26 protein-coding genes, 1 other RNA gene and 1 other annotated feature are annotated in these 26,593 nt (G+C 54.5%); of the genes, 8 read left to right on the forward strand and 19 right to left on the reverse strand.

Annotation, left to right across the window (positions count from 1 at the left end):
• The first annotated feature begins 9 nt into the window (after positions 1-9).
• Together ydiK and rprA are read left to right on the forward strand one after the other, a co-directional pair.
• Positions 10-1,122, forward strand: a complete 1,113-nt coding sequence (ydiK, locus tag ACT3IC_RS22200; protein WP_263950917.1) for an AI-2E family transporter YdiK — start codon at positions 10-12, stop codon at positions 1,120-1,122.
• Between the two features lie 188 nt (positions 1,123-1,310).
• Positions 1,311-1,421, forward strand: an RNA gene (gene rprA / locus ACT3IC_RS22205) — antisense sRNA RprA.
• 44 nt (positions 1,422-1,465) lie between these two features.
• On the opposite strand, the gene ACT3IC_RS22210 is transcribed toward rprA, so the two are convergent.
• From ACT3IC_RS22210 to ppsA, 3 genes are all read right to left on the reverse strand, one after another.
• Positions 1,466-3,847 (reverse strand): glycoside hydrolase family 3 N-terminal domain-containing protein, encoded by a 2,382-nt coding sequence (locus tag ACT3IC_RS22210; protein WP_180209569.1) that lies wholly within the window; start codon positions 3,845-3,847, stop codon positions 1,466-1,468.
• Between the two features lie 3 nt (positions 3,848-3,850).
• Positions 3,851-5,251, reverse strand: coding sequence for an MFS transporter (locus ACT3IC_RS22215; protein WP_473479428.1), 1,401 nt, complete (start codon positions 5,249-5,251; stop codon positions 3,851-3,853).
• A gap of 236 nt (positions 5,252-5,487) precedes the next feature.
• Complete coding sequence (gene ppsA, locus ACT3IC_RS22220; RefSeq protein ID WP_103179316.1) at positions 5,488-7,866, reverse strand: phosphoenolpyruvate synthase; 2,379 nt, start codon at positions 7,864-7,866, stop codon at positions 5,488-5,490.
• A gap of 338 nt (positions 7,867-8,204) precedes the next feature.
• Here ppsA and ppsR point away from each other — a divergent pair, with 338 nt between their 5' ends.
• The 3 genes from ppsR (at position 8,205) to hemP (ending at position 10,632) form a co-directional block, all read left to right on the forward strand.
• Positions 8,205-9,038 carry a posphoenolpyruvate synthetase regulatory kinase/phosphorylase PpsR gene (gene ppsR / locus ACT3IC_RS22225; RefSeq protein WP_103179315.1) on the forward strand — a complete coding sequence of 278 codons (834 nt, stop codon included), beginning with the start codon at positions 8,205-8,207 and terminating at the stop codon, positions 9,036-9,038.
• 153 nt (positions 9,039-9,191) lie between these two features.
• Positions 9,192-10,238: a 3-deoxy-7-phosphoheptulonate synthase AroH gene (gene aroH, locus ACT3IC_RS22230; RefSeq protein WP_159339068.1), complete on the forward strand. Its 1,047-nt coding sequence runs from the start codon at positions 9,192-9,194 to the stop codon at positions 10,236-10,238.
• A 157-nt stretch (positions 10,239-10,395) separates the two neighbouring features.
• Entirely contained in the window at positions 10,396-10,632 is a 237-nt protein-coding gene (hemP, locus tag ACT3IC_RS22235) for a hemin uptake protein HemP (RefSeq protein ID WP_473479432.1), read from the forward strand.
• A gap of 33 nt (positions 10,633-10,665) precedes the next feature.
• Here hemP and selO read toward each other — a convergent pair whose 3' ends face one another.
• The 14 genes from selO to thrS form a co-directional block, all read right to left on the reverse strand.
• A complete protein-coding gene (gene selO / locus ACT3IC_RS22240) occupies positions 10,666-12,108 on the reverse strand; it encodes a protein adenylyltransferase SelO (protein ID WP_159339070.1) in 1,443 nt (480 codons plus the stop codon).
• Positions 12,109-12,172: 64 nt separating this feature from the next.
• Entirely contained in the window at positions 12,173-12,883 is a 711-nt protein-coding gene (locus tag ACT3IC_RS22245; protein ID WP_214421877.1) for an EAL domain-containing protein, read from the reverse strand.
• Positions 12,884-13,168: 285 nt separating this feature from the next.
• Entirely contained in the window at positions 13,169-13,633 is a 465-nt protein-coding gene (locus ACT3IC_RS22250) for an NlpC/P60 family protein (protein WP_103179311.1), read from the reverse strand.
• A 72-nt stretch (positions 13,634-13,705) separates the two neighbouring features.
• Positions 13,706-14,461: a vitamin B12 ABC transporter ATP-binding protein BtuD gene (gene btuD, locus ACT3IC_RS22255; RefSeq protein WP_103179310.1), complete on the reverse strand. Its 756-nt coding sequence runs from the start codon at positions 14,459-14,461 to the stop codon at positions 13,706-13,708.
• A complete protein-coding gene (locus tag ACT3IC_RS22260; RefSeq protein ID WP_159339073.1) occupies positions 14,461-15,012 on the reverse strand; it encodes a glutathione peroxidase in 552 nt (183 codons plus the stop codon). The genes btuD and ACT3IC_RS22260 overlap by 1 nt, the downstream gene beginning before the upstream one ends.
• A 35-nt stretch (positions 15,013-15,047) precedes the next feature.
• Entirely contained in the window at positions 15,048-16,028 is a 981-nt protein-coding gene (btuC, locus tag ACT3IC_RS22265) for a vitamin B12 ABC transporter permease BtuC (protein ID WP_473479439.1), read from the reverse strand.
• Positions 16,029-16,129: 101 nt separating this feature from the next.
• The gene (gene ihfA, locus ACT3IC_RS22270) at positions 16,130-16,429 is read right to left on the reverse strand and encodes an integration host factor subunit alpha (RefSeq protein WP_006820203.1); all 300 of its coding nucleotides are present in this window, start codon (positions 16,427-16,429) and stop codon (positions 16,130-16,132) included.
• 4 nt (positions 16,430-16,433) lie between these two features.
• A complete protein-coding gene (pheT, locus tag ACT3IC_RS22275; protein WP_156654358.1) occupies positions 16,434-18,821 on the reverse strand; it encodes a phenylalanine--tRNA ligase subunit beta in 2,388 nt (795 codons plus the stop codon).
• Positions 18,822-18,836: 15 nt separating this feature from the next.
• Entirely contained in the window at positions 18,837-19,820 is a 984-nt protein-coding gene (gene pheS / locus ACT3IC_RS22280) for a phenylalanine--tRNA ligase subunit alpha (protein ID WP_103179306.1), read from the reverse strand.
• Between the two features lie 40 nt (positions 19,821-19,860).
• Positions 19,861-19,984, reverse strand: a sequence feature (Phe leader region).
• Entirely contained in the window at positions 19,935-19,979 is a 45-nt protein-coding gene (pheM, locus tag ACT3IC_RS22285) for a pheST operon leader peptide PheM (RefSeq protein ID WP_001386830.1), read from the reverse strand. Its footprint overlaps the feature before it by 45 nt.
• A gap of 117 nt (positions 19,985-20,101) precedes the next feature.
• Positions 20,102-20,458 (reverse strand): 50S ribosomal protein L20, encoded by a 357-nt coding sequence (gene rplT / locus ACT3IC_RS22290; protein ID WP_000124850.1) that lies wholly within the window; start codon positions 20,456-20,458, stop codon positions 20,102-20,104.
• 50 nt (positions 20,459-20,508) lie between these two features.
• Positions 20,509-20,706 carry a 50S ribosomal protein L35 gene (rpmI, locus tag ACT3IC_RS22295; protein WP_001124225.1) on the reverse strand — a complete coding sequence of 66 codons (198 nt, stop codon included), beginning with the start codon at positions 20,704-20,706 and terminating at the stop codon, positions 20,509-20,511.
• Between the two features lie 97 nt (positions 20,707-20,803).
• Positions 20,804-21,346: a translation initiation factor IF-3 gene (gene infC, locus ACT3IC_RS22300; protein ID WP_023616141.1), complete on the reverse strand. Its 543-nt coding sequence runs from the start codon at positions 21,344-21,346 to the stop codon at positions 20,804-20,806.
• 3 nt (positions 21,347-21,349) lie between these two features.
• Complete coding sequence (thrS, locus tag ACT3IC_RS22305) at positions 21,350-23,278, reverse strand: threonine--tRNA ligase (protein ID WP_103179305.1); 1,929 nt, start codon at positions 23,276-23,278, stop codon at positions 21,350-21,352.
• Between the two features lie 327 nt (positions 23,279-23,605).
• Between thrS and yncL the strand changes: the two genes are divergently transcribed.
• Both yncL and yniD read left to right on the forward strand, forming a co-directional pair.
• Complete coding sequence (gene yncL / locus ACT3IC_RS22310) at positions 23,606-23,698, forward strand: stress response membrane protein YncL (protein WP_103179304.1); 93 nt, start codon at positions 23,606-23,608, stop codon at positions 23,696-23,698.
• A 100-nt stretch (positions 23,699-23,798) separates the two neighbouring features.
• Positions 23,799-23,906: a small membrane protein YniD gene (yniD, locus tag ACT3IC_RS22315; RefSeq protein WP_103179303.1), complete on the forward strand. Its 108-nt coding sequence runs from the start codon at positions 23,799-23,801 to the stop codon at positions 23,904-23,906.
• Positions 23,907-24,092: 186 nt separating this feature from the next.
• Here yniD and ACT3IC_RS22320 read toward each other — a convergent pair whose 3' ends face one another.
• Positions 24,093-24,326, reverse strand: a complete 234-nt coding sequence (locus ACT3IC_RS22320; protein WP_156654356.1) for a hypothetical protein — start codon at positions 24,324-24,326, stop codon at positions 24,093-24,095.
• A 256-nt stretch (positions 24,327-24,582) separates the two neighbouring features.
• Positions 24,583-25,341 carry a DUF481 domain-containing protein gene (locus tag ACT3IC_RS22325; RefSeq protein ID WP_103179301.1) on the reverse strand — a complete coding sequence of 253 codons (759 nt, stop codon included), beginning with the start codon at positions 25,339-25,341 and terminating at the stop codon, positions 24,583-24,585.
• Positions 25,342-25,633: 292 nt separating this feature from the next.
• Between ACT3IC_RS22325 and pfkB the strand changes: the two genes are divergently transcribed.
• The gene (pfkB, locus tag ACT3IC_RS22330) at positions 25,634-26,566 is read left to right on the forward strand and encodes a 6-phosphofructokinase II (RefSeq protein WP_103179300.1); all 933 of its coding nucleotides are present in this window, start codon (positions 25,634-25,636) and stop codon (positions 26,564-26,566) included.
• Positions 26,567-26,593 lie beyond the last annotated feature (27 nt).

Raw genomic sequence — 26,593 nt, forward strand, 5'->3', positions numbered from 1 at the left:
ATTTCATCTATGGTCAATCGACACCAGCCCAGGGACGTTGCACAAGTTTTGCTGTCGGTGCTGTTTCTGGCAATCATGATTATTGCGTGTCTGTGGATTGTTCAACCCTTTATTCTCGGTTTTGCCTGGGCAGGAACGGTGGTTATCGCCACCTGGCCGCTATTTATTCGTCTTGAACGCTTACTGTTTGGTCGCCGGACGCTGGCGGTGCTGGTGATGACGTTGCTCCTGGTCCTGCTCTTTGTCATTCCTGTCGCATTGCTGGTTAATAGCCTGGTTGACGGCAGCGGCCCGCTTATCAGCAGTGTTACCAGCGGCGATATGACGCTGCCGGAGCTGGCCTGGCTCAAAGATATCCCGCTGATTGGCGATAAACTCTATGCCGGCTGGCATAACCTGCTGGATATGGGCGGCAGCGCGATTATGGCGAAAGTACGGCCTTATATTGGCGCCACCACCACCTGGTTTGTGGGTACCGCCGCCCATCTTGGCCGCTTCGTCGTGCACTGCGTACTGATGCTGCTGTTCAGCGCCCTGCTCTACTGGCGCGGCGAGCAGGTAGCGCTGGGCGTTCGCCATTTCGCCACCCGTCTGGCCTCGACACGCGGCGACGCGGCGATGCTGCTGGCGGCGCAGGCCGTGCGTGCCGTGGCTTTAGGTGTGGTGGTGACTGCTCTGGTGCAGTCAGTGCTGGGCGGTGTGGGTCTGGCGATCGCCGGGGTGCCTTACGCCACCCTCTTTACGGTGCTGATGCTGTTAACCTGCCTGATGCAGCTGGGGCCATTGCTGGTTCTGGTTCCGGCGATTGTCTGGCTCTACTGGAGCGGCGATACCACCTGGGGCACCTTCCTGCTGGTGTGGAGCTGCGTGGTGGGCACGATGGATAACGTTATCCGCCCGATTCTGATTCGCATGGGTGCCGACCTGCCGTTGATTCTGATCCTCTCCGGCGTTATCGGGGGGCTGATTGCGTTTGGGATGATCGGCCTGTTTATCGGACCGGTACTGCTGGCCGTCTCCTGGCGACTCTTCTCTGCGTGGGTCCATGAGGTCCCGCTGCCGCCAACCGATCCTGATGTGCTGCTTGCCGCCCTTAACGAAACGGACGAGGTCAAAAAGTAACGCTCCCGTTCTGGTGGGTTCGCCCACCAGAATGTTAAGCACCACTTATCAATTTGATTTCCCTTAAGCGCTGCTAAAGCCTCTCCTGCTCGTAATTCCTTCAATCTACTTCATAAATTCTTCATGCTTCTTAAACTATTGAGACGAATCTGATCGACGCAAAAATTCCCTATGCCTACTATTAGGTCACGGTTATGAATCAACAACACCTTGATTTATAAGCATGGAAATCCCCTGAGTGAAACAACGAATTGCTGTGTGTAGTCTTTGCCCATCTCCCACGATGGGCTTTTTTTTATCCTGCAAACCAGGCGGGAGAAAAGATTCCCGCCTTTACAGCACCTTAGCTCGCGCTCTTCTCAACCGTGCAGTGACTCACCATACGCCACTCGCAAGGTAATACCCGGGTGTCGCCCGTCGCCTCGACAGTGACCACCTCGCGAATATCCGCCGACGATGCCCCGACCTGCAATTCAAACTCGCCCGGCTCAACCACGCGTTTGCCGTCCCGGCGCGTAAAGTTGAAGAGATCCACAGGCAGGGTAAAGGTGAGCGTGGCGCTTTCACCCGGAGACAGCGTGACGCGCTGGAAGGCTTTTAGCTCCTGCAAGGGCCGCACCTGGCTGGCGACTTTATCCCGGACGTAAACCTGGACCACTTCGCTCCCGCTGCGCTCGCCGCTGTTTTTCACGTCGATGCTCAGCGTCACCTCGCCGTCGACGGGCACCCTGCTCTCAGCCAGCCGTGCGGCTCCCCAGCTGAAGGTGGTCCAGCCCAGGCCATAGCCAAAGGGATAGCGAGCCCCAAAGTGGAAGGCGAACGGCGTACCGCCGCTTTTCAGCTTGTGGTTGTAGTAGAAAGGCATTGCCCCCGCGCTTTTCGGTACGCTGACCACCAGCCTGCCCTGTGGCTCTGCCCGCCCGGTCAGTACATCGGCGATGGCCCAGCCGCCTTCCTGACCCGGCGCCCAGGCCATCATCAGGGCCGCTACGCGATCTTCCAGCCCCTGCAGGTTGTATGGCCGCCCTCCCGTCATCACCACGATCACCGGTTTGCCGGTCGCCACCAGCGCCTCCAGCAACTGCTGCTGTACGCCGGGCAGATTCAGGCTGTCCGTATCCGAGCCCTCACCCACGGTGCCGCTCTGGAACAGGCCCGCCAGGTCCCCCACGCATGCCACCACCACATCGCTGTCGTTGGCGACCCGCACAGCGTGCGGGATGAGCTGGGTATCCTGCGAAACCGGCGACTGCTGCATCGGTTTACCGCTGCTGTCCCCCGGGAAAACCGGGGCCCCCGCCATACGTTTTTCGATGATATGACACCCTTGCGCATACTGAACGTGGGCCTCGCCCAGGTAGTGCTTCAGTGCCTGCAGCGGGGTGGTCACCTGAGCGGTCTCTTCCACCATGTCACTGATGATCAAATGGACCGGGAAGCTGTAGCCGCTTAACAGCGCCAGCGGATCGTCCGCCGTGGGCCCGACCACCGCCACGCGAGGTTTACCGGAGAGAGGCAGAACGCCGCGGTTCTCCAGCAGGGTTAGCGAGCGCGTCGCCACCTCGCGGGCCACCCGGCGAGTCTCGTCACTTTGCAGATCGATGGCGTTTTCGTCGGCATAGGGATGTTCAAAGAGCCCAAGGCGGAATTTTTCGGTCAGTATGCGGGCGACGATCTCATCCACTTTCTCCATGGCCATCAGGCCCCGCTCCACCGCCCCGGCCAGATGCCGGGCGCAGTCATCTTTTGGCAGTTCGACGTCCAGCCCGGCGTTAAAGGCCAGCGCGGCCGATTCGGCTGCATCGTGAGACACACCATGGTGCTGATGCAACAGACTCACGCCGCCGTAATCCGCCACGATGATGCCGTCAAAGCCCCACTGCTCGCGCAGCACGGTGGTGAGCAGGAAGTGGTCGCTGTGGCCGGGTTGATTATCAATATCGTGATAAGCCGGCATCACTGACCCGGCATTCGCCAGCTTCACCGCCATCTCAAAGGGCAGCAGGAAGGTGTCGTTGAGTTCGCTGAAACCAAGATGGACCGGGGCGTGGTTGCGCGCCCCTTCGCTAAAGGAGTGGCCAACATAGTGCTTGAGGGTCGCCAGCAGATCGCGCTTATCGCCCTGCAAGCCCTTCACATATGCCGTTGCCATCACCCCCACCAGCCACGGGTCCTCGCCAAAGGTCTCTTCTGTTCGTCCCCATCGCACGTCGCGGGAGACGTCCAGCACCGGTGCCAGCCCCTGCTGGCAGCCAACCGAACGAGCCTCGTTACCTATCTGTTCAGCGGCACGCTGCACCAGCTCCGGATCCCAGGTTGAACCGTAGTTCAGTGAGGAGGGAAACAGGGTGGCGTCTTTACACAGCAGCCCCACCAGGCACTCTTCGTGAAACAGCGCCGGTATACCGAGCCGCGTCTCCTCCATCATCATGCGTTGCAGACGGTTAGCGGCGCGCACGCCGGTTCTGGCATCAACAATGTGGGTGCCCAGCGGACGGGTGATCTGCCCGACGCCCAGCTTCAGGCGTTCGCTCAGGGCGGCCTGTTCACTTACGCCGGCAAATTCATCGCTCAAATCGCTACGCTCACGGTGGTTGCCGTTCTCATCGAGGATCAGCCAGTAAGCGTGCATCTGGGCAAATTTCTCTTCCGGGGTCATGCGCGCCAGTAAGTCGGCGACGCGCTCCTGCACGGGACGGCCCGCATCCTTGTAAATAGCAGTCATCAGTTACTCCTGAGTTGCGGAATGAATTGCCGGGCTGAGGTGCCCTGCCTCGTTACGGGTTTCACGTTTGCTGGCGAGTTCACGCGCAATGGTATCCACCAGTCGGCTGTTGAGCTTGTAGACAGCCAGCAGCAGCACCATGCAAATAAACAGGCCGCAGGGGATCAGGGTGAACAAGGCGTTGATCGTAGAGAGCACGTGCGGGGCCTGGGTGGCCTCTCCCGGCGCGTAATCCACCATCCCCAGCACCCAGCCCACCACGGCACCGCCCAGCGCAAGACCAAATTTGATGGCGAACAGCGCAGTAGAGAACACCAGCCCGTCGAGTCGGCGACCGCTGCGATGCTCTTCGTAGTCCACCACGTCCGAGAACATGGTCCACTGGAGCGGCGTGGTCAGGTTTTGTATGAAGCTGAAGATGATATTCAAACCAAAGATCAGCCAGACCTGGGAAGGCGGAATGAAGAAAATCAGCGCGCCAAAAATAACGAAGGTAATAATGGTCCACTGATAAGCGCGAACCCGGTCAAATTTTCCCAGCAGGCGTTCGGATAATAAGGCACCGCTCAGCGAAGCCACCATCCCAGAGACAATAAAGGCAAAAATCAGTTCGGGGCGCAGCAGAACATATTTCACGTAATACATCGTTGCTGACCCACGCGTGACCACCGCGGTAAGCAGGAGAATATTGAACAGAAAAACGTTTCGCCACTGGCTATTTCCGGCCAGCAGTTTTAAATCCGTCAGCATTGAGCCCGAGGTGTCATTACGGGGAGAATAACGTTCGCGGGTCATAAAGAAACAGCAGAAGAATAAGATAATGCCTAATAACCCCATAAGGCTCATGGCATAAAAATAGCCCTTCTGAACGTTATCATTGCCTAAATAAGAGACCAGCGGTAAGGCGATAACCGTGACGATCAGACCGCCGATAAACGACAAACCAAAACGCCAGGATTGCAGGGAGTGGCGCTCGCGCGGATCCAGCGTCAGAGCGCCGGGCATTGCGCAGTAAGGCACGTTAATGGCGGAGTAGATAAGGCTTAAAATAGCGTAGGTTACGCAGGCATAGATAATTTTTGCCGTGGCGCCTACGTCCGGAACATAGAAGGTAATCAGGCAGCTGACGCCAAACGGAATGGCGAACCAGAGCAGCCAGGGGCGAAAACGACCGTGGCGGGTTTGGGTGCGATCGACCAGCGCCCCAATACAGGGATCGACAAAGGCATCCACTACCCTGACGACTAAAAACATGGTACCCATAATGGCCGCAGGCAGGCCAAAAACATCGGTATAAAAGTAGGCCAAAAATAACGTCGCGGTTTGCCAAACCAGCGCGCTGGCCATATCACCTAATCCATAGCCTATTTTATCCTTCGTACTCAATACAGAGGAAATTGTCATTTTTAATGAGCCTTTTTATCAGGTTAAAATTATTTCAACCAGCTGCGCAAGAATCAGATTCGTGCGCATTCGAGGCTCAATTATTAGCAACGCTTTGCCCGCTAACAATTGTCTAAATTAACAGACAAATTATGATATTTAGTTTTTTGATTTATTTGTGATGGAGAGCAAGTCTCGGGGGAAATAAAAAAGGTGAGGATCAATATCCTCACCTTTTATCGTGCAGAAGCTGAATGTTACTTTTTCAGTTCGGCCAGGCTCAGCCAGGTTTGTACCACGGTATCCGGGTTGAGGGAGAGACTGTCGATCCCCTCGTCCATCAGCCATGCGGCAAAGTCTTCATGGTCGGACGGGCCCTGACCACAGATACCCACGTACTTACCCTGCTTCTTCGCGGCGCGGATGGCCATCGACAGCAGCGCCTTGACCGCCTCGTTACGCTCATCAAACAGCGCGGAAACCACGCCGGAGTCGCGATCCAGACCCAGCGCCAGCTGCGTCATATCGTTCGAGCCGATAGAGAAGCCGTCGAAGTGTTCCAGGAACTGCTCTGCCAGCAGGGCGTTGGACGGGATCTCACACATCATAATGATTTTGAGCCCGTTCTCGCCGCGCTTCAGCCCCTGACGCGCCAGTTCGTCAATGACCGCTTTCGCCTGATCCACGGTCCGCACGAACGGCACCATGATCTCAACATTGGTCAGCCCCATATCGTTACGCACGCGTTTTACCGCCTCGCACTCCAGGGCAAAACAGTCGCGGAAGCTGTCAGAGACATAACGACCGGCGCCACGGAAGCCCAGCATCGGGTTCTCTTCTTCTGGTTCATAACGCTCGCCGCCCACCAGGTTGGCATATTCGTTAGATTTGAAGTCGGAGAGACGGACGATGACGCGTTTCGGGAAGAATGCCGCACCCAGCGTCGCAATCCCTTCAGTCAGACGGCCAACGTAGAACTCTTTCGGCGAGTCGTAGCCCTTCATCATCTCGCGGATCTCTTTTTGCAGCTTCTGATCCTGGTCGTCGAACTCCAGCAGCGCACGCGGGTGAACCCCGATCATACGGTTGATGATGAACTCCAGTCGCGCCAGGCCAACGCCTTCGTTTGGCAGGCAGGCGAAGTCAAACGCCCGGTCCGGGTTGCCGACGTTCATCATAATCTTCAGCGGCAGATCCGGCATGGTATCCACGCTGGAGCTCTTCACGCTGAAGTCCAGCAGCTCCGCGTAGACATAACCGGTGTCGCCTTCGGCGCAGGAGACGGTGACGTTCTCATCGTCCTTCATACGTTCCGTGGCGTCACCACAGCCGACGACCGCCGGAATACCCAGCTCACGGGCGATGATCGCCGCGTGACAGGTGCGACCGCCACGGTTGGTGACAATTGCCGAGGCCTTTTTCATGATCGGTTCCCAGTCCGGGTCGGTCATGTCTGTTACCAGCACGTCCCCCGGCTGGATACGGTTCATTTCGCTGATATCGTGGATAACCTTCACCGGGCCTGCGCCGATGCGGTGGCCGATGGCACGGCCTTCAGCGATGATTTTGCCCTGGGCATGCAGGGTGTAACGCTCCATCACCTGGCCGCGGGAACGGACGGTTTCCGGACGCGCCTGGACGATGAACAGTTTGCCGGTGTTACCGTCTTTCGCCCATTCGATATCCATCGGACGGCCATAGTGCTTCTCAATCTGCACCGCCTGCTTCGCCAGCTCCTGCACCTCGGCATCGGTCAGCGAGAAGCGATCGCACTGTTCCTGCGGCACATCTTCAATGCGAACCTGCTTGCCGTGCTCCTGGGTTGGGGCGTAAACCATGCGGATCTTTTTCGACCCCATGGTACGGCGCACGATAGCCGGGCGATCCGCAGCCAGGGTTGGCTTGTGAACATAGAATTCGTCAGGGTTGACGGCACCCTGCACCACCATCTCGCCCAGACCCCAGGCAGAGGTGATAAAGACCACCTGATCGAAACCCGATTCGGTATCAATAGAGAACATCACCCCTGATGAGGCCAGGTCTGAACGCACCATGCGCTGCACGCCCGCCGAGAGCGCAACGCCACGGTGGTCATAACCCTGATGCACGCGATAGGAGATTGCGCGGTCGTTAAACAGGGAGGCAAACACATGTTTTACCGCCACCAGCACCGCATCGTAGCCCTGCACGTTGAGGAAGGTCTCCTGCTGTCCGGCGAAGGAGGCATCTGGCATATCTTCTGCGGTCGCAGAGGAGCGCACGGCAAAGGAGGCCTGCGCATCGTCAGCGGAAAGCTGGTTGTAGGCGTCGTGAATGGCTTTTTCCAGTTCAGGCTGGAAAGGTGTGTCGATGATCCACTGGCGGATCTGAGCCCCGGCTTTTGCAAGCTCGGAGACATCATCAATGTCCGTATTATCCAGTAGTTCGTAAATGCGCTGGTTTACGCCGCTTTGATCCAGAAAATAGTTAAAAGCATCGGCGGTGGTAGCAAATCCATTCGGTACGGAGACACCCATACTGGACAGATTTGTAATCATTTCACCCAGGGAGGCATTTTTGCCTCCAACTCTGTCTACATCATTCATGCCGAGTTGGTTATACCAAAGCACCAGCGGTGACGAGCCATTGTTGGACATCGAAACAATCCTTTTATGATATATGAACGGGTTTTGAGAAGTTCCTTACTGCGTATTTATACTGTCATATTTATTCGCGCTAAAAAAACGGTGAATCGTGTAAGCACATTTATTTTTTAGCTTTTCAGACTCTTCCCGCTTAAATGCTAACCTAATGATTCTTATGGATTCCCACAAAAATACTCAGACTTTAGGGTGATTTTGAAAAATGAAACACCCCTTTCATTTAAAATAAAAATAGCGTTTCATTTTTATTTTCCGGCCTACATCGCCTGTTGTATTTTACTTTTTTAATTTATGCTTTCAGTCAATTACATCTGATATACCGAGTGTGCAAAATGGATAATGCTGTCGATCGCCACGTTTTTTATATTTCCGATGGTACGGCCATCACCGCCGAAGTACTGGGCCACGCAGTCATGTCGCAGTTCCCGGTTTCCATTAACAGCATCACCCTGCCGTTTGTAGAAAACGAGAGCCGCGCCAGAGCGGTGAAAGATCAAATCGATGCCATTTTTCAGCAGACCGGCGTGCGCCCGCTGGTCTTCTATTCGATTGTCATCCCGGAGATTCGCCAGATCATTTTGCAGAGCGAAGGCTTTTGCCAGGATATCGTCCAGGCGCTGGTGGCCCCTCTACAACAGGAGATGAAGCTGGACCCCACCCCGGTGGCGCACCGCACCCACGGCCTGAACCCGGCGAACATCATTAAATATGACGCGCGTATCGCCGCCATCGATTACACTCTCGCCCATGACGACGGCATTTCGCTGCGTAATCTCGATCAGGCCCAGGTCATTCTGCTCGGGGTGTCGCGCTGCGGTAAGACCCCTACCAGCCTCTATCTGGCGATGCAGTTCGGGATCCGCGCCGCCAACTACCCCTTCATCGCCGATGACATGGATAATCTGGTGCTTCCGGCAGCGTTAAAACCCCTGCAACATAAGCTGTTTGGTCTGACCATTAACCCGGAACGCCTGGCGGCCATCCGTGAAGAGCGCCGGGAAAACAGCCGCTACGCCTCGATGCGCCAGTGCCGTATGGAGGTGGCTGAAGTCGAAGCCCTGTACCGAAAAAACAATATTCCGTGTCTGAACAGCACCAACTATTCGGTCGAAGAGATCGCCACCAAAATTCTCGATATTATGGGCCTGAATCGCCGCATGTACTAACAGGCTAGTACATTGGTTCATAATCCTTTATACTCGCTCCCCATTACAGGGCACGTCTGTGCCCTGCACTTGAAATCAGCGGGGATTGGTTTAAGGTGATGCCCATCACTTCCCGGTAAGTTACCGATGAAGCACTACATTCTGAGAAATACCATGAATAAAACCGATGAACTGCGCACAGCGCGTATCGATAGCCTGGTGACGCCAGCAGAGCTGGCCCAGCGGTACCCTGTTTCTGCGACAGTAGCCGAACACGTGACAACGTCACGAAAACGTATTGAAAAAATCCTTAACGGGGACGATCGCCGCCTGCTGGTGATTGTCGGTCCCTGCTCTATTCACGATCTCGACGCAGCGATGGACTACGCCCAGCGCCTGAAAGGACTCCGGGATAAACAGCAGTCACGACTGGAGATCGTGATGCGTACCTACTTTGAGAAACCGCGCACGGTGGTAGGCTGGAAGGGGCTGATCTCGGACCCCGATTTAAACGGCAGCTACCGGGTCAATCACGGCATCCAGCTGGCACGTAAACTGCTATTGCAGGTCAACGAACTTGGCGTGCCTACCGCCACTGAATTTCTCGATATGGTGACCGGGCAGTTTATTGCCGATCTCATCAGCTGGGGGGCGATTGGCGCCCGTACCACCGAAAGCCAGATCCACCGTGAAATGGCCTCGGCGCTCTCCTGCCCGGTGGGCTTTAAAAACGGCACCGACGGCAATACCCGCATCGCGGTAGATGCCATCCGCGCCGCCCGCGCCAGCCATATGTTCCTGTCGCCGGACAAGAACGGTCAGATGACCATCTATCAGACCAGCGGCAACCCCTACGGCCATATCATTATGCGCGGCGGCAAACAGCCAAACTATCATCCCCAGGATATCGCGGAAGCCTGCGATACCTTGCGCGAGTTCGACCTGCCGGAACAGCTGGTGGTGGATTTCAGCCACGGTAACTGCCAGAAGCAGCACCGTCGCCAGCTCGACGTCTGCGACGAGGTTTGCCAGCAGATCCGCAACGGCTCCAGCGCCATTGCCGGGGTGATGGCGGAAAGTTTCCTGCGCGAAGGTACGCAAAAAGTGGTGGTCGGCCAGCCTGTTACTTACGGACAGTCAATCACCGATCCTTGCCTGAGCTGGGAAGATACTGAAGTGCTGCTGGATAAACTGGCGGCGGCGGTGGACTCACGCTTTTAGCACCTGCGCCGGGTGGCGGCTACGCCTTACCCGGCCTACAAACCCCTTCCGTAGGCCCGGTAAGTTAAGCACCACCGGGCTTTTTTTCAGGTCGCATCTCTCAAGCCTCTCACCTTTTCTCACAAAAAGAGTTGCTGGACCGGTCAGTTTATCGATAATGATTATCAATGTTACATTGATTGCTATTTTAAAAAATTATATGTCACCTATGGATAACAGTGCAGCAACGCTTACCCGTCATGAAGACAAAACCGCGCCAGCCACGGAGGCGACCGATCGCCGTATCGACAGTAAACAGCTGCTGGGCGAAGAGGGACGCGTCATCATTGAGCATCATGGTCAGCACTACCTGTTGCGCCAGACACATGCCGGAAAACTCATCCTCACAAAATAATCCCTTCGCCACCGCAGCCGGTATTCTCACGCGTTAGCTTGAGCAACTCACCTCAAGCCGCTTGCCCCAGTCTGGCGGGCGGCTGATATAGTCATCGTTACGGTCAGCAAACGGCGTCCGCAGGGCCTCATGCAGGCGGTGAAGCTCAGCGTAATCGCCTTTTTCGGCCTGCTCGATCGCCCGCTGCGCCAGCCAGTTACGCAGCACCATCGCCGGGTTGACGGCATTCATTTGGGCCTGACGCACATCGTCGGCAACATTCTCCTGCTGCAGGCGCGCGCGGTAAGACGCAAACCAGTCATCAAAGGCCTGACGGTCGATAAACTCATCGCGAAGCGGCGAAGCGGGGCTCTGCTGCTCGGTTTGCCCCAGCATGCGGAAGGTGCGGGTGTAGTCGCTGCCTTCCCGGGCCATCAGCGCAAACAGGTTATTCAGGATGGTGTTATCGCCCTTCTCCTCGGTCATCAGCCCCAGCTTGCGGCGCATCAGTTTGCCGTATTGCTGCAGGAGCACCTCCTGATAGCTATCCAGCGCGTCGTTGAGCGCCTCAACGTCAATAAACGGCGACAGAGACTGGGCCAGACGCTGCAGGTTCCACAGCCCGACAGCAGGTTGGTTATCAAAGCTGTAACGCCCCTGATAGTCGGAGTGGTTGCAGATATAACCCGGCTGATAGTCATCGAGGAAACCGTATGGGCCATAATCGATAGTCAGCCCGAGAATCGACATGTTATCGGTATTCATTACCCCGTGAGCAAAGCCCACCGTCTGCCAGCTGGCGATCAGGGATGCGGTACGCGCCACCACGTCGCGGAACCAGAGAAAGTACTTATCGGCCTCGTCCTGCCACTGCGGCCAGTAGTGACGAATAACAAAATCTGCCAGCTGGCGGACTTTTTCCGGCTCGCGGCGATAGTAGAAGTGTTCAAAATGGCCGAAACGGGCATGGCTCCGGGCAACACGGATCAGCATGGCTCCCTGCTCCATCGTTTCACGCGCGACGGGGGTATCGCTGGTGACAATCGACAGTGCGCGGGTAGTGGGAATGCCCAGGGCATGCATCGCCTCGGAAGCCAGGCTTTCGCGGATGGTGGAGCGCAGCACGGCGCGACCGTCGCCCATACGCGAGTATGGCGTGAGCCCGGCCCCTTTCAGGTGCCAGTCCATCGTTTGGCCATTGGCAAGCTGCTGTTCGCCAAGCAGGATCCCCCGCCCGTCACCCAGTTGTCCGGCCCAGACGCCGAACTGGTGCCCGCTGTAGACTTGCGCCAGCGGCTGCATGCCCGGCAGCAGCGTTTCGCCGCCAAAGACGCCAGCGCCCTGTTCAGGGCGAAAGAGCGAGGCCGGGATTGCCAGTTCGTCTGCCAGCGCCGTGTTATGCCAGATTAGACGGGCATTGTTCAGGGGCGTGGGTTTCAGTGCCGTGTAAAAACCAGGTAGTTCATCATGCCAGTGCGCGGTAAAAGACAGGGTCATAGGTCCTCCTGCTTTTAGTGTAGTGGGTTTGTCAGATGTTAAACACCGGTTAAGACCAAGGTTATCACTGCACCAGGGACGTGATCCGCTCAAGGGGAACGGCAGGCCAGAGGTTGCCCTGCATGGCACTGAAGCCGTAAACCGACAGCCGTTGCAAGGCGATATCATCATTAACCCCCGCCACCATCAGCGACTGACAGTACGGCGATACCTGGGCAAAGATAGCCCGTAAAAAAGGATCGAAGGTATTTTCAGTAAGATGATTCTGAATGAAATTTTTATCCAGCGCCACGCGTTTAAACATGCCATCAAAAATGGCTTTGGTTGACGCATCCCCGGTTCCGAAATTACCCAACACCAGCGGAAAGCGCAGCGCAAAATTCATTAGCGTGTTATTTAAATTACCTTTATTAAGGTCAGGGTAGTTCTCATAAATGGTGAACTCCAGCCATGGATATCGTTCACATATTGAAACACCTTCGTCTTCTGTTAACAGGTATTCAACGATAACCGGGGAGATATTTATCCAGGCGATGAGCTGATGCTGAATAAAAAAGAGCTTGCAGGTTTCAAGCAAGGCGAGCTGCTCCTGAAACAGCATCAACTCCTGTGCAGGGGTTAGCATAGGCCGCACCAGCTCGGTAGGTATGCGCACCTGGTTGTTAACGCCAACAAAGTTGACGTTTATTTCAAGTCCTTTAAGCGCTCCTGAGTCATGGCGCGCAGGGACTAATAAAAATTCTGTTTGGTACGCAATATCCAGCATCACAATCATGGCATCCGTCCTGATTTAAAGACGATACATGACATCCTGAAACATGTGCTGAAGCAATTCAACCTTATGGATTTTAATAGGAATAAATTCATTCGTTCCTTTTAATTTTCGGATTTTCCTTAGCCCTGAAATAATCTTATCCTGGTTGCTGCTTAATAGCCAGTTTAGCTTAACTACCAGAATTGCATCAAATTAATTCAGACCTCTGGCCTCCCGGTAAATTAAGCCTTAAAACGAATCTCATTTAAAAATTATGCTGCGTCGCGCCCGCCTGGCGCGACGGGGTTAAATACGCCGGGCTTGCCAGAAATTTTTGCGCCAGTAAACGTTGTTGAGAGACGAACGCATTACACCGCGGCTGGTCGAGGCGTGTATAAATTGATTATCGGTATCGTAGATCCCGACATGCAGGCCGCTCTCTCCGGAGCCGGTTTTGAAGAACACCAGATCGCCCGGTAACAGATCGTCTTTATCAATTTCGGTGCCTATAGTTGCCTGCTGGCGCGTTTCTCGCGGCAACTGCAGGGCAAACTTGTCGCGAAAGGTCAGCAGGACAAACCCCGAGCAATCCACCCCACCACGGGTCATGCCGCCGTAACGATAAGGCGTGCCTCCCCAGCTATGGAGTTGATCGTTAAGACCGGCAATTACGGCGATAGAATCAGACAGCCGCGCGTTGGGCGGCGGTGCGCGATGGCTGCTGCATCCTGCAAGAAATAGCGCGGCTACCAGGAGAAAACAGAATCGCATTCCCGATGAATCCTCTGATTTTTTGAATTTTCTGTAATTTAGCCTGTGAATATGTCGCTGTGCAACAAGCGGTTATTCCTGTGACGTCGAAATGATCATTCTGTGACCTTCGATGTCCAGGCGGCGGAAAGACATCTCATACGCTTTCGCCAGATTCGGCGGCGTCAGCACGCTGTCACGCGCCCCGCTGGCAATGAGTTGCCCCCGCTTCAGCAGCCAGACGCGATGCGCGTGGCGTAGCGTATGGTTGAGATCGTGGCTGCTCATGACTACCGCAACCCCCTGCTGTGAAAGTGCGCTCAATGCTCTGTCGAGCGCTACCTGCTGTGCCACATCGAGACTGGTCATGGGTTCATCCAGCAGCAGCAGTTGACCGTGGGGATTGCCCTGGGGATGGATTTGCAGGATCACCGCTGCCAGCCGCACACGCTGCCACTCTCCCCCCGAAAGCTGACTGACGTTTCGGGACAGCTTATCTTCAATACCCAGCATCGCTGCCACGTCACTTAACAGCCCCTTTTGCGGGTTGGTATGCTGATGCAGCGTCAGATAGTGCCAGACCGGCATAGCGAACGGCGCAGTTTGCTGCTGCGCCAGATATGCCCTGCGGCAGGCCAGCGAGGCGGGAGACCAGCGCGAAAGGGGTTCCCCCAGTAAGGTAATGTTCCCTTCACCACCGGTTAAACCCGCCATACGGGAGAGCAGCGTGCTTTTCCCGGCACCGTTCGGCCCGACAAGATGCACGATCTCCCCACCATTGACGGTGCTATCGAGCGGGCCCAGCCGCCCTTTCACCGCTACGGCGCTGAGCTGCATCAGGACGGTCATTAGCTGGCCAGCGCCTTTTCAACCGCAGAGGTGATGGCCGGATCGTCTGGCGTCATATCCGGTGAAAAGCGCTGGATCACCTTCCCGTCGCGACCGATCAGGAACTTCTCGAAGTTCCACAGGATGTCCTCCGGCGAGAGCGGCGCGCGGCCTTTACTGGCCATACGTTCATAAAAACCGCTGCCCTCTGGCGCCAGGGCGGTCGGTGCTGCCGCAATCAGCTTCTGATAAACCGGATGGCGGTTCTCACCGTTAACATCCACTTTACTGAACATCGGGAAGGTCACGCCATAGGTTGTGCTGCAGAATGTTTTGATCTCTTCTTCGCTGCCTGGCTCCTGGCCGAGGAACTGATTGCAAGGGAAGCCCAGCACGCTGAACCCCTCTTTTTCCCGCGCCTTTTGCATCGCTTCCAGTTGCTCATACTGGGACGTCAAACCGCATTTAGAGGCCACGTTAACCACCAGCAGCACTTTGCCTTTGTAGCTTTCCAGAGTGGTCTTTTCTCCATCAATGGTCGTCACTTCGGTGTTCAGAATATCGTTCGGCATAACATTCCCTCAGGTTGATGTTCAGAGTGGCAGCCTTAGCGGCCCGCTTTTAATAATAGCCAGATAAATACCGGTGCTCCCAGCGTAGCGGTGACAACACCAATCGGCAACTCTGCCGCGGTCAGAGCCAGACGCGCAATGATGTCGGCAATAAGCAGCGTAGCGCCGCCTGTCACGGCCGCAGCAGGCAGCAGCAAGCGATGGTCGGTAATCCCGCACAGACGCAGCATATGGGGGATAACGAGGCCGATAAAGCCGATGGCCCCAGACAGCGCCACACTCACCCCCACCATCCAGCCGATGGCGATCACCAGGATGTTGCGCCAGAAGGTTAGCGGCAGTCCCAGTTGGCGAGCAGAAACTTCGCCCAGCACCAGGATGTTCAGCGGCGCTGCCTGAAAGCAGCCCCAGACGATGGCAGGCACCAGCAACAACATTAGCCAGCCCTGTTCCCAATTCACGCCACCGAAGCCGCCCATCATCCAGTACATCAGCTGGCGCAAATCAAATGAGGTAGAAAAATAGACCGCCCAGGTCATCAGGGCGCTACAGATGATGCCCAGCGCCACACCGGCAAGCAACAGACGGCTCACCGAGAGATGACGGCGGGCGAAGCGCAACAGAATAAGGGTAATGATGAGCGCGCCGGCAATGGCACAGAGGCTCAGTTCCCCTCCTGACAGGGCTCCCGCACCCAGCATTACTGCGGCAATCAACCCGACCCCCGCCCCGTTCGAAACGCCTAGTAAGCCAGGCTCCGCCAGCGGATTATCAAACAGCGCCTGCATAATTGTCCCGCTTAGCGCCAGCGCAGCGCCCACCAGCACCACGGCCAGCGTGCGCGGCAGGCGGATTTGCCAGATAAAGAGCTCCCCCTGCGGCGTAAACCACGACTGCGGCCCGATCCATTGCTCGCCCGCACAGAGGCTCAGCCCTAGCGCAGTGATCAGCGCCAGCAGCAGTAAGAGCACTTTACGTAGATCGGAACGGTATTGCAGACGGGCAAATTCAGACATTGGAATCATTTTGCGGGAAAAAGATGTAGTTGATTTTACGGTGGGTTTACAGCAGCGCAAAGAAAAAAGGCCGCTTTCGCGGCCTTTTTAGTTAGATCATCTCACTCTGCTTTGGGTGAAGCGTTTTCGACACGGCTTTTTAACTTCTGGCCGGGTCTGAAGGTCACCACGCGGCGAGCCGTAATGGGAATATCCTCACCCGTCTTCGGGTTACGACCCGGACGTTGATTCTTGTCGCGCAAATCAAAGTTACCAAAGCCGGAGAGTTTCACCTGCTCACCGTTTTCCAGAGCGCGACGGATCTCTTCGAAAAACAGCTCAACCAGCTCTTTGGCATCCCGTTTGCTAAGCCCAAGCTTATCAAACAGATATTCGGACATTTCAGCTTTTGTAAGCGCCATAGGTTCAATCCCTCAATGATGCCTGGAATCGCTCTTTTAATGCCTCTACACATTTGGCAACGGTAGCGGCAATCTCCTCTTCTTCGAGTGTACGGCTGGTATCCTGAAGGATCAGGCTGATAGCCAGGCTCTTAAAGCCCTCTGCCACGCCCTTGCCGCGGTACACGTCAAATAAGTTTACGCCAACTACCTGATTTACGCCAACTTTCTTACATTCGGCCAAAATATCTGCGGCAGGCACATTTTCAGCCACGACAACGGCGATATCACGACGGTTTGCCGGGAAGCGAGAAATCTCCTGAGCCTGAGGAATGACGCGGTCTGCGACCTTGTTCCACTCCAGCTCAAACGCCAGTGTACGGCCATTGAGATCGAGTTTGCGTTCCAGTTCCGGATGCACAACACCAATGAAACCAACGCGTTCACCTTTCAGATAAATCGCGGCACTTTGCCCCGGATGCAGCGCCGGAATAGCTTCAGCACGGAACTCAATTTCAGACAATTTACCGGTAAGTTCCAGTACAGCTTCCAGATCGCCTTTCAGATCGTAATAATCAACGCTGTTTTTACTGAGATCCCAGTGCTCTTCATAGCGGTTGCCGCAGATAGCGCCCGCCAGCATCAGATCCTGACGGATACCCAGGTTCGCCTGAGTGTCCGGCACAAAGCGCAGACCGGTTTCGAAAATGCGTACGCGGCTCTGCTGACGGTTCTGGTTGTAGACGATGGTAGTCAGCAGGCCGGTCAGCAGCGACAGGCGCATCGCGGACATCTCGCTGGAGATTGGGCTTGGCAGGATCAACGCTTCCTGGCCCGGGTGGATCAGCTGCTGCACTTTAGGGTCAACGAAGCTGTAGGTGATCACTTCCTGGTAGCCTTTATCGATCAGCATGGTCTTCACACGCTTCAGAGAGAGGTCAGCTTCACGGTGGGAGCCCATCACCAGGCCAGCCTGTACCGGCTCATCAGGAATATTGTTGTAGCCGTAAACGCGGGCCACCTCTTCCACCAGATCTTCTTCGATCTCCATATCGAAACGCCAGCTTGGCGCAACGGCTGTCCACTGGTCCTGGCCTTCGGTTACTTCACAGCCCAGACGACGCAGAATGTCGCTCACCTGCGCATCGGCAATGTGGTGGCCAATCAGGCGATCCAGTTTGCTGCGGCGCAGGGTGATGGTCGCAGGCTTCGGCAGATGCGCCTCGCTGGTCACGTCAATAACCGGACCGGCTTCGCCACCGCAGATGTCGATCAGCAGGCGGGTAGCGCGCTCCATCGCTTTGTACTGCAGCGCCGGATCGACGCCGCGCTCATAGCGGTGAGAAGCGTCGGTATGCAGGCCGTGACGACGTGCGCGACCGGTAATGGAGAGCGGGCTGAAGAAGGCGCATTCCAGCAGCACGTTCTGGGTTTCATCGTTCACGCCGGAGTGGTCGCCGCCAAAGATCCCGCCCATCGCCAGCGCCTGGCCATGGTCGGCAATCACCAGCGTGTCGGCATTGAGTTTGGCTTCGCTGCCGTCGAGCAGAACCAGGGTCTCGCCCTCTTTCGCCATACGAACCACAATGCCGCCTTCAATGCGATCTTTATCGAACGCGTGCATTGGCTGACCCAGCTCCAGCAGAACGTAGTTGGTCACATCAACCACGGCATCGATGGAGCGGATGCCGCAGCGGCGCAGCTTCTCTTTCATCCACAGCGGAGTAGGCGCCTTAACGTTAATGCCTTTAACCACACGGCCAAGGTAGCGCGGACAGGCCTCTGGTGCGTCAACCTGAATCGATACCGTATCGTTGATGGTGGCAGCAACCGGTGCAATCTCTGGCACGTTCAGTTCGGTCTGGTTCAGCACAGCGACGTCGCGCGCAACGCCGATAATGCCTAAGCAGTCGGCACGGTTCGGCGTCACGCTGATTTCGATGGTGTTGTCATCGAGCTTCAGGTATTCGCGCAGGTCGGTACCGATCGGGGCATCTGCTGGCAGCTCAATGATGCCAGAGTGGTCGTCAGAAATACCCAGCTCAGAGTAAGAGCACAGCATGCCTTCAGACGGCTCGCCGCGCAGTTTCGCCGCTTTAATTTTGAAATCGCCAGGCAGTACCGCCCCAACGGTGGCCACGGCTACCTTCAGGCCCTGACGGCAGTTTGGCGCGCCGCAGACGATATCCAGCAGGCGTTCGCCGCCCACGTTCACTTTGGTGACACGCAGTTTGTCTGCATTCGGGTGCTGGCCGCACTCCACCACTTCACCCACAACCACGCCATTAAACGCACCTGCAACCGGCTCAACGCCGTCCACTTCCAAGCCTGCCATGGTGATCTGGTTAGAGAGCGCCTCGCTGTCGAGCGCGGTGTTTACCCATTCGCGTAACCACAGTTCACTGAATTTCATTGTTCTGTCCTGCCCTTATTTAAACTGTTTGAGGAAACGCAAATCGTTTTCGAAGAAAGCGCGTAAGTCGGTCACGCCATAACGCAGCATGGTCAGGCGCTCCATCCCCATACCGAACGCAAAGCCGGAGTAAACTTCCGGATCGATGCCAACGTTACGCAGGACGTTCGGGTGCACCATGCCGCAGCCCAGCACTTCCAGCCATTTGCCGTTTTTACCCATCACGTCAACTTCGGCAGAAGGTTCAGTGAACGGGAAGTAGGAAGGACGGAAACGGATCTGCAGATCTTCTTCAAAGAAGTTGCTCAGGAAGTCGTGCAGAGTACCTTTCAGGTTGGTAAAGCTGATGTTTTTATCCACGATCAGCCCTTCCATCTGGTGGAACATCGGGGTGTGGGTCTGGTCGTAGTCGTTACGATAGACGCGGCCCGGCGCGATAATGCGGATTGGCGGCTGCTTCTCTTTCATGGTACGGATCTGTACGCCAGAGGTCTGGGTACGCAGCAGACGGGTAGCATCGAACCAGAAAGTGTCGTGGTCAGCACGTGCCGGGTGATGGCCTGGGATATTCAGGGCATCGAAGTTATGGTAATCGTCTTCGATTTCCGGGCCGGTCGCCACGGTAAAGCCGAGCTCACCGAAGAAACTTTCAATGCGGTCGATAGTCCGCGTGACCGGATGCAGACCACCGTTTTCAATACGACGACCCGGCAGGGAGACGTCGATGGTTTCTGCAGCCAGACGCGCATTCAGCGCAGCGCTTTCCAGCGCGTTTTTACGCTCGTTCAGCGCCTGCTGAACCTGCTCTTTGGCTTCGTTAATTACCGCACCTGCAGCCGGGCGCTCTTCTGGCGGCAATTCACGCAGGGTAGTCATTTGAAGGGTCAATTGCCCTTTCTTGCCCAGATATTCCACGCGGACATTGTCTAACGCGGCAACATCTGAGGCCTGGTTAATGGCGGCCGTTGCACTGGCAACCAGCTCTGCGAGATGTGACATGGTTTTCCTCGTTATGTAGCGATATTTACAAGCGGCAGATACGAAAAAAGCCTCCATCAGGAGGCTTTCTGGCGCTGTTTTCCGTTTCGTCTTTCACGCGCTAGCCTCCTGATGTCAGGTGCTAAAGTAAAAGAAGAAGCGGAAAATAGCAGCATTCATGCTTGCGTTACCTTGTGTGGTATGGGACCTGTCGCCCTATTGAAAAGGGTCGCCAGAAAATTGTCAATGTTTTGATGCTGTTGAAACGAAAAGAGGGAGCAGAGCTCCCCCTTTCAACTGGCTTATGCCAGAGCTGCTTTCGCTTTTTCGACCAGAGCGGTGAACGCTACTTTGTCGAATACTGCGATGTCAGCCAGGATCTTACGGTCGATTTCAACAGAGGCTTTTTTCAGGCCGTTGATGAACTTGCTGTAAGAAATACCGTTCTGACGTGCTGCTGCGTTGATACGCGCAATCCACAGTTGACGGAACTGACGCTTACGCTGACGACGGTCACGGTAAGCGTACTGACCTGCTTTGATAACAGCCTGGAAGGCAACGCGGTATACGCGTGAACGCGCACCGTAGTAGCCTTTAGCTTGTTTCAAAATTTTCTTGTGACGTGCACGTGCAATTACACCACGTTTTACGCGAGCCATGTGTGCTCTCCTGTATCTATTCTAAGTTAAAAAAGTTAAACGTTAACGACTTATGCGTACGGCAGGCACGCGATTACCAGGCCCAGATCGCCTTTAGAAACCATGGCTTTTGGACGCAGGTGACGTTTACGCTTGGTAGCTTTCTTAGTCAGAATGTGACGCAGGTTAGCGTGCTTGTGCTTAAAACCACCTTTACCGGTTTTTTTGAAGCGCTTAGCAGCACCGCGTACGGTCTTAATTTTTGGCATTTTAATAACTTCCACTTCGCATTGTTAAATAAACGAAACGTAGGCGAACAAAACCTGCGAAGCCTGTCGGCTCCACAGGAATTGCTACTTGAAGGCCTTACTGTTTCTTCTTAGGAGCGAGCACCATGATCATCTGGCGGCCTTCGATCTTCGTAGGGAAGGATTCGACTACTGCCAGTTCACTCAGATCGTCACGGACGCGGTTAAGCACTTCCATACCGATCTGTTGGTGGGCCATCTCACGACCGCGGAAACGCAGCGTGATCTTGGCCTTATCGCCATCTTCCAGAAAGCGAATCAGGCTGCGGAGTTTTACCTGATAATCGCCATCGTCGGTACCAGGACGGAATTTAATTTCCTTAACCTGGATAACTTTTTGCTTCTTCTTCTGTTCCTTAGAAGACTTACTCTTTTCATAAAGGAACTTGCCGTAGTCCATGATACGACAAACTGGCGGTTCGGCGTTAGGGCTGATTTCAACTAAATCTACTCCAGCTTCTTCAGCCTTTTCGATTGCTTCTCTCAGACTCACAATCCCCAGCTGCTCGCCTTCCAGACCTGTTAAGCGAACTTCCTGGGCGCGAATCTCGCCATTGATACGATTCGGACGTGCCGTTTGAACTCGTTTTCCGCCTTTAATACCTTATTCCTCCAGTTGTTGAAGACTGCGGCTGCGAATCTCTTGTTGCAGCTTCTCAATCACTTCACTTACGTCCAGGCTGCCCAGGTCTTTACCACGGCGGGTGCGAACGGCAACTTTGCCTGCTTCCACCTCTTTATCACCACAGACCAACATATACGGGACACGACGTAAAGTGTGCTCGCGGATTTTAAAGCCAATCTTCTCATTTCTCAAGTCTGCTTTTACGCGAATGCCCGCATTTTGTAGTTTCTGCGTCAATTCTTTAACGTAATCAGCCTGAGAATCGGTAATGTTCATCACCACTACCTGCACCGGCGCAAGCCAGGTTGGGAAGAAGCCAGCGAACTCTTCGGTCAGGATGCCGATGAAGCGCTCCAGAGAACCGAGAATCGCACGGTGAATCATTACCGGAACCTGACGCTCGTTGTCTTCGCCAACGTAAGAGGCGCTTAAACGCTGCGGCAGGGAGAAGTCCAGCTGTACAGTACCGCATTGCCATGCACGATCGAGGCAGTCATACAGGGTAAATTCAATTTTCGGACCGTAAAATGCGCCTTCGCCCAGCTGGTATTCAAACGGGATACCGTTCTCTTCCAGCGCGACGGCCAGGTCCGCCTCAGCACGATCCCAGGTCTCGTCACTGCCGATACGTTTTTCAGGACGAGTTGAGAGTTTGACCACGATCTTCTCGAAGCCAAAGGTGCTGTACATATCGTAGACCATACGAATACAGGCGTTAACTTCATCACGCACCTGATCTTCAGTACAGAAGATATGCGCGTCATCCTGCGTAAAGCCACGAACACGCATCAGGCCATGCAGCGCGCCTGATGGCTCGTTACGGTGGCAGCTACCGAACTCCGCCATACGCAGCGGCAGGTCGCGGTAGGATTTCAGACCCTGGTTGAAGATCTGAACGTGACCCGGACAGTTCATCGGCTTAATGCAGTATTCACGGTTCTCAGAAGAGGTGGTGAACATTGCATCTTTGTAGTTGTCCCAGTGGCCGGTTTTTTCCCACAGCACACGGTCCATCATGAACGGGCCTTTCACTTCCTGATACTGGTACTCTTTCAGCTTGGAGCGTACGAACGTCTCCAGTTCGCGGAAGATAGTCCAGCCATCGTTATGCCAGAACACCATACCCGGCGCCTCTTCCTGCATGTGATACAGGTCGAGCTGTTTACCGATTTTACGGTGGTCACGCTTCGCCGCTTCTTCCAGACGCTGCAGGTACGCGTTCAGGGCTTTTTTGTCGGCCCAGGCGGTACCGTAAATGCGTTGCAGCATCTTATTGTTGCTGTCGCCACGCCAGTAAGCGCCTGCGGTCTTCATCAGCTTGAAGTGATGGCAGAAACGCATGTTCGGCACGTGCGGTCCACGGCACATGTCGACATATTCTTCATGATGATACAAGCCAGGCTTATCATCATGGGCAATGTTTTCATCAAGAATAGTGACTTTGTAGGTTTCACCACGCTTCACGAAGGTTTCACGCGCTTCGTGCCAGCTCACTTTCTTCTTAATGACGTCATAGTTGCTCTCAGCCAGCTCGTGCATACGCTTTTCGAGGGCTTCGATATCTTCCTGGGTCAGGGTGTGGTCAAGGTCAACGTCATAGTAGAAGCCGTTGTCGATAACCGGGCCGATAGCCATTTTGGTGTGAGGCCACAGCTGTTTGATCGCATGACCGAGCAGGTGTGCGCAGGAGTGACGAATGATCTCCAGACCTTCTTCGTCTTTCGCGGTGATGATCGACAGCTTCGCATCGTTTTCAATTAAATCGGAAGCATCAACCAGCTCACCATCTACGCGGCCAGCAATAGTGGCTTTCGCCAGTCCCGGGCCGATATCCAGCGCAACATCCATTGGGCTGACGGCGCGGTCAAAATGGCGTTGGCTGCCATCAGGAAGAGTAATAACAGGCATTTTATATCCTTATTTGCAGTGATGCCCCACACATAAGAGCATATGCAAAGAAAATAATCTTTAATTTACAGTGGATTGCAAAACCATCTGACCAACAATCGTCAAATTGGCCCGCAACCATGCACAGGATCGAAATCAGATAAATGACAATTTACGATCAGCCCGAAGATGGTAACACTAACAAAAGGGTGAAAACACCCTTTACAGGCAGAATGAACGCGTTAGTACTTTTGCATGAGTTTGACGTGGAATTTCAGACAGCTGCTCGCAATAGCGGGCTGCTAAGCTATTCTTGAAAAGGTCCTTCAACATTCCATGGGGCAAATTATGAACGTATCCAGCAAAACAGTCGTTATCCTGAACATTCTTTCTGCCACCGCCTTACTCGTCATTCTGGCAGATAAGTTTCACTGGTTTTGACGCGTGTTGTTGCAGGCGCCTGAGGATGTAGCATCCCGGTGAAGCGCAATTATCTTTGTTCTTTGGTAAACTCCATGAATCAATGAACAAGGATGATCGGATGCCAACGAAACGCTTTACAAAAAAACACTGGAAGATGGTGATTGTGTTAATCGCCATCTGCGTTGCCATGCTGTTATTACGCTGGGCGGCAATGCTTTGGGGTTAATCGTCTCGCCTTCCCCTACGCCATAACGGTATTTCGCGTCTTGTAGGTAATAATGGCGCGAATATAAAATCGCGTTCTATATAACTTTACAAAAATGACAAAAATAAAAAAACCGGCACATCAAAATCCGGTTTTTTTAGTGGCAATAACAGCCCGTAAATGAATGGAGATAATCTGACAAATCGATCAGGACCATTCCCCGGCGACCAGTTTATGCACGTCGAATGCGTCATCCATGGACTGCCCGGTAGATTGCGAACCCGGGGCGATGTTTGATCCGGCTTCTACATCAGAGGCTTTGGTAATGCCGATTTGTGTAGAGGTGTCACTGGCAGAGTTATATACAGCGTCAGCGGCAAATGCGCCGAATGACAGTGCAGAAAGCACCAATGCTGCAGATGCAGTTGCGATTTTATTCATAATGTTTTTCTCTTACTGAATTAATACAGACCAACTTAAGGCAATATCTAGCCTGTGTTCATAGTTTAGATCTGGATCACACTTTTGCATAGTCAAAATATTTATCAATTCGTGTCAAATAAACTGAATAGTTAACGAAGCGAGGAATTATGGAGAGAATATGGAGATATCGGCTACCGCTATATTCTAAAACAGTGTTTATTATTTATCAGCACAAAAATCAAAAACGGGCCAATATATTCTTGGCCCGCGATAATTACATTTTGTAGCCCAGAGAGACGGTGGTTCTACGATCGGTGTGTTCCGGCGCAGACGCTGGCGGCTCGGAGTTCCAGGTCACATTGTATGCAACTTTCAGCCCGAAATGGGCGTTGATTGCCACGTTAAGCGCGGTTTCGGAGTTGACGGTGGTGTCGTCAGCGCCAAAGACAGAAACGCCCTGGCTGAATTTCGCGTTATCGGTCATCTGCCATGCATAAGTTCCGGACGCGTAGCCCAGCGGCTGAGTTTCCGTGTCGCCGTCAGTGTATTCGTCATAACGTACGCCTGGACCAAATTCAAAGCGGAAGCTGTGTACCGGACCGTTCAGGAACTGCCGACCGTAACCGGCGGTCGCAACGTCACGCTCACGATAGCCGTTATAGCGATCGGTTAACCAGCTTGCCTGGCCAAACAGATAGTCATAGTCGGTCACATTGAAACGGCTACGCCCACCTACCGCATATTTCTCGGAAGAACGCTCATCGTTAGAAGAGGTGTTACTTGCGTTACCCCACAGCGACCAGGCGGTAGTATTGCCGTACCAGGTCAGGGTGGTGTCTGCGGTCAGGGAGGAGCTTTTCGTATTGCCCGATTGCGCCAGATAACCTGCGTTAAGGTTGCCTTCGAAGGGTTTCTGTGCAGTGGAGGGATCATCCATGACAGTAAAAACGGAATCATCGGCTGCTGCATTCATTGACGCAAGCAGGCCTCCCGCTAACATCATCGCAGCGGGTACTGTCTTTAAGAGCTTCATTTATAAAGAGTCCGTACAACAAAAAAAGAGACCATTACGGTCCCGGAAACTTTCTTGCGGATCAATGCCATGGGATCCTTGGAAAGGTAACAAATTATAAAAAGGCTCAAATAACATAGCAATGATTTCTTGTTTCATTTTTGGAATAAGAACGATCTCAAATCCCTCTAATATTTATAAAAAACAGTCACGTTACGTAAAGATATTTATATTAGAAATCATATTGTTATTTCTTTCGCTTCTGTGGGTTCGGTGCCAGGCTTAATGCAAACCTCACTTACAGGAGATAAGCATGGATCGTATTTTTACGTTGACGCTCTCCCCTTCCCTGGACAGCGCTACCCTGACGGCACAAATCTATCCTGAAGGTAAACTCCGCTGCAGCGTGCCGGTCTTTGAGCCCGGCGGCGGCGGTATTAACGTCGCCCGCGCTATTACGCACCTTGGCGGAAAAGCCACAGCCATCTTCCCCGCGGGCGGTGCGACGGGCGAACATCTCGTCTCACTCCTTGCCGACGAGCAGGTTGCCGTCGATACGGTTGAGGCCCGGGACTGGACCCGGCAAAACCTGCATGTTCACGTTGAATCCTCTAACGAGCAATACCGCTTTGTGATGCCTGGTGCGACATTAAGCGAAGATGAGTTTCGCCAGCTTGAAGAGAAAGTGCTGGCCATCGAAAGCGGCGCATTGCTGGTTATCAGCGGCAGTCTGCCACCCGGTGTGAAAACCGAAAAACTGACGCAGCTGATCCGCGCTGCCCAGCAGAACGGCATTCGCTGCATTGTCGATAGCTCCGGGGAGGCGCTCAGCGCCGCGCTGACGCTTGGCAATATTGAGCTGGTAAAACCTAACCAGAAAGAGCTGAGCGCGCTGGTCAATCGTGACCTCAGCCAGCCAGACGATGTGCGTAAGGCCGCCGAGGAGTTAGTGAAAAGCGGCAAAGCGCGGCGGGTCGTCGTCTCCCTGGGACCGCAGGGGGCGCTGGCCGTTGATGAAACCGGCTCGGTACAAGTGGTACCGCCGCCGATGAAAAGCCAGAGCACCGTCGGCGCAGGTGACAGCATGGTCGGCGCCATGACCCTGAAACTGGCGCAGGGCGCATCCTTACGGGAGATGACCCAGTACGGGGTGGCAGCAGGCAGCGCGGCGACCATCAATCACGGCACCCGACTCTGCTCGCTGGAAGACACGCAAAAAATATTCAAGTATCTGGCAAATGCGTAATGACAGCCCTCCCGGTTAGCCGGCGAG

Source organism: Leclercia sp. GHBNCSD (assembly GCF_055805075.1).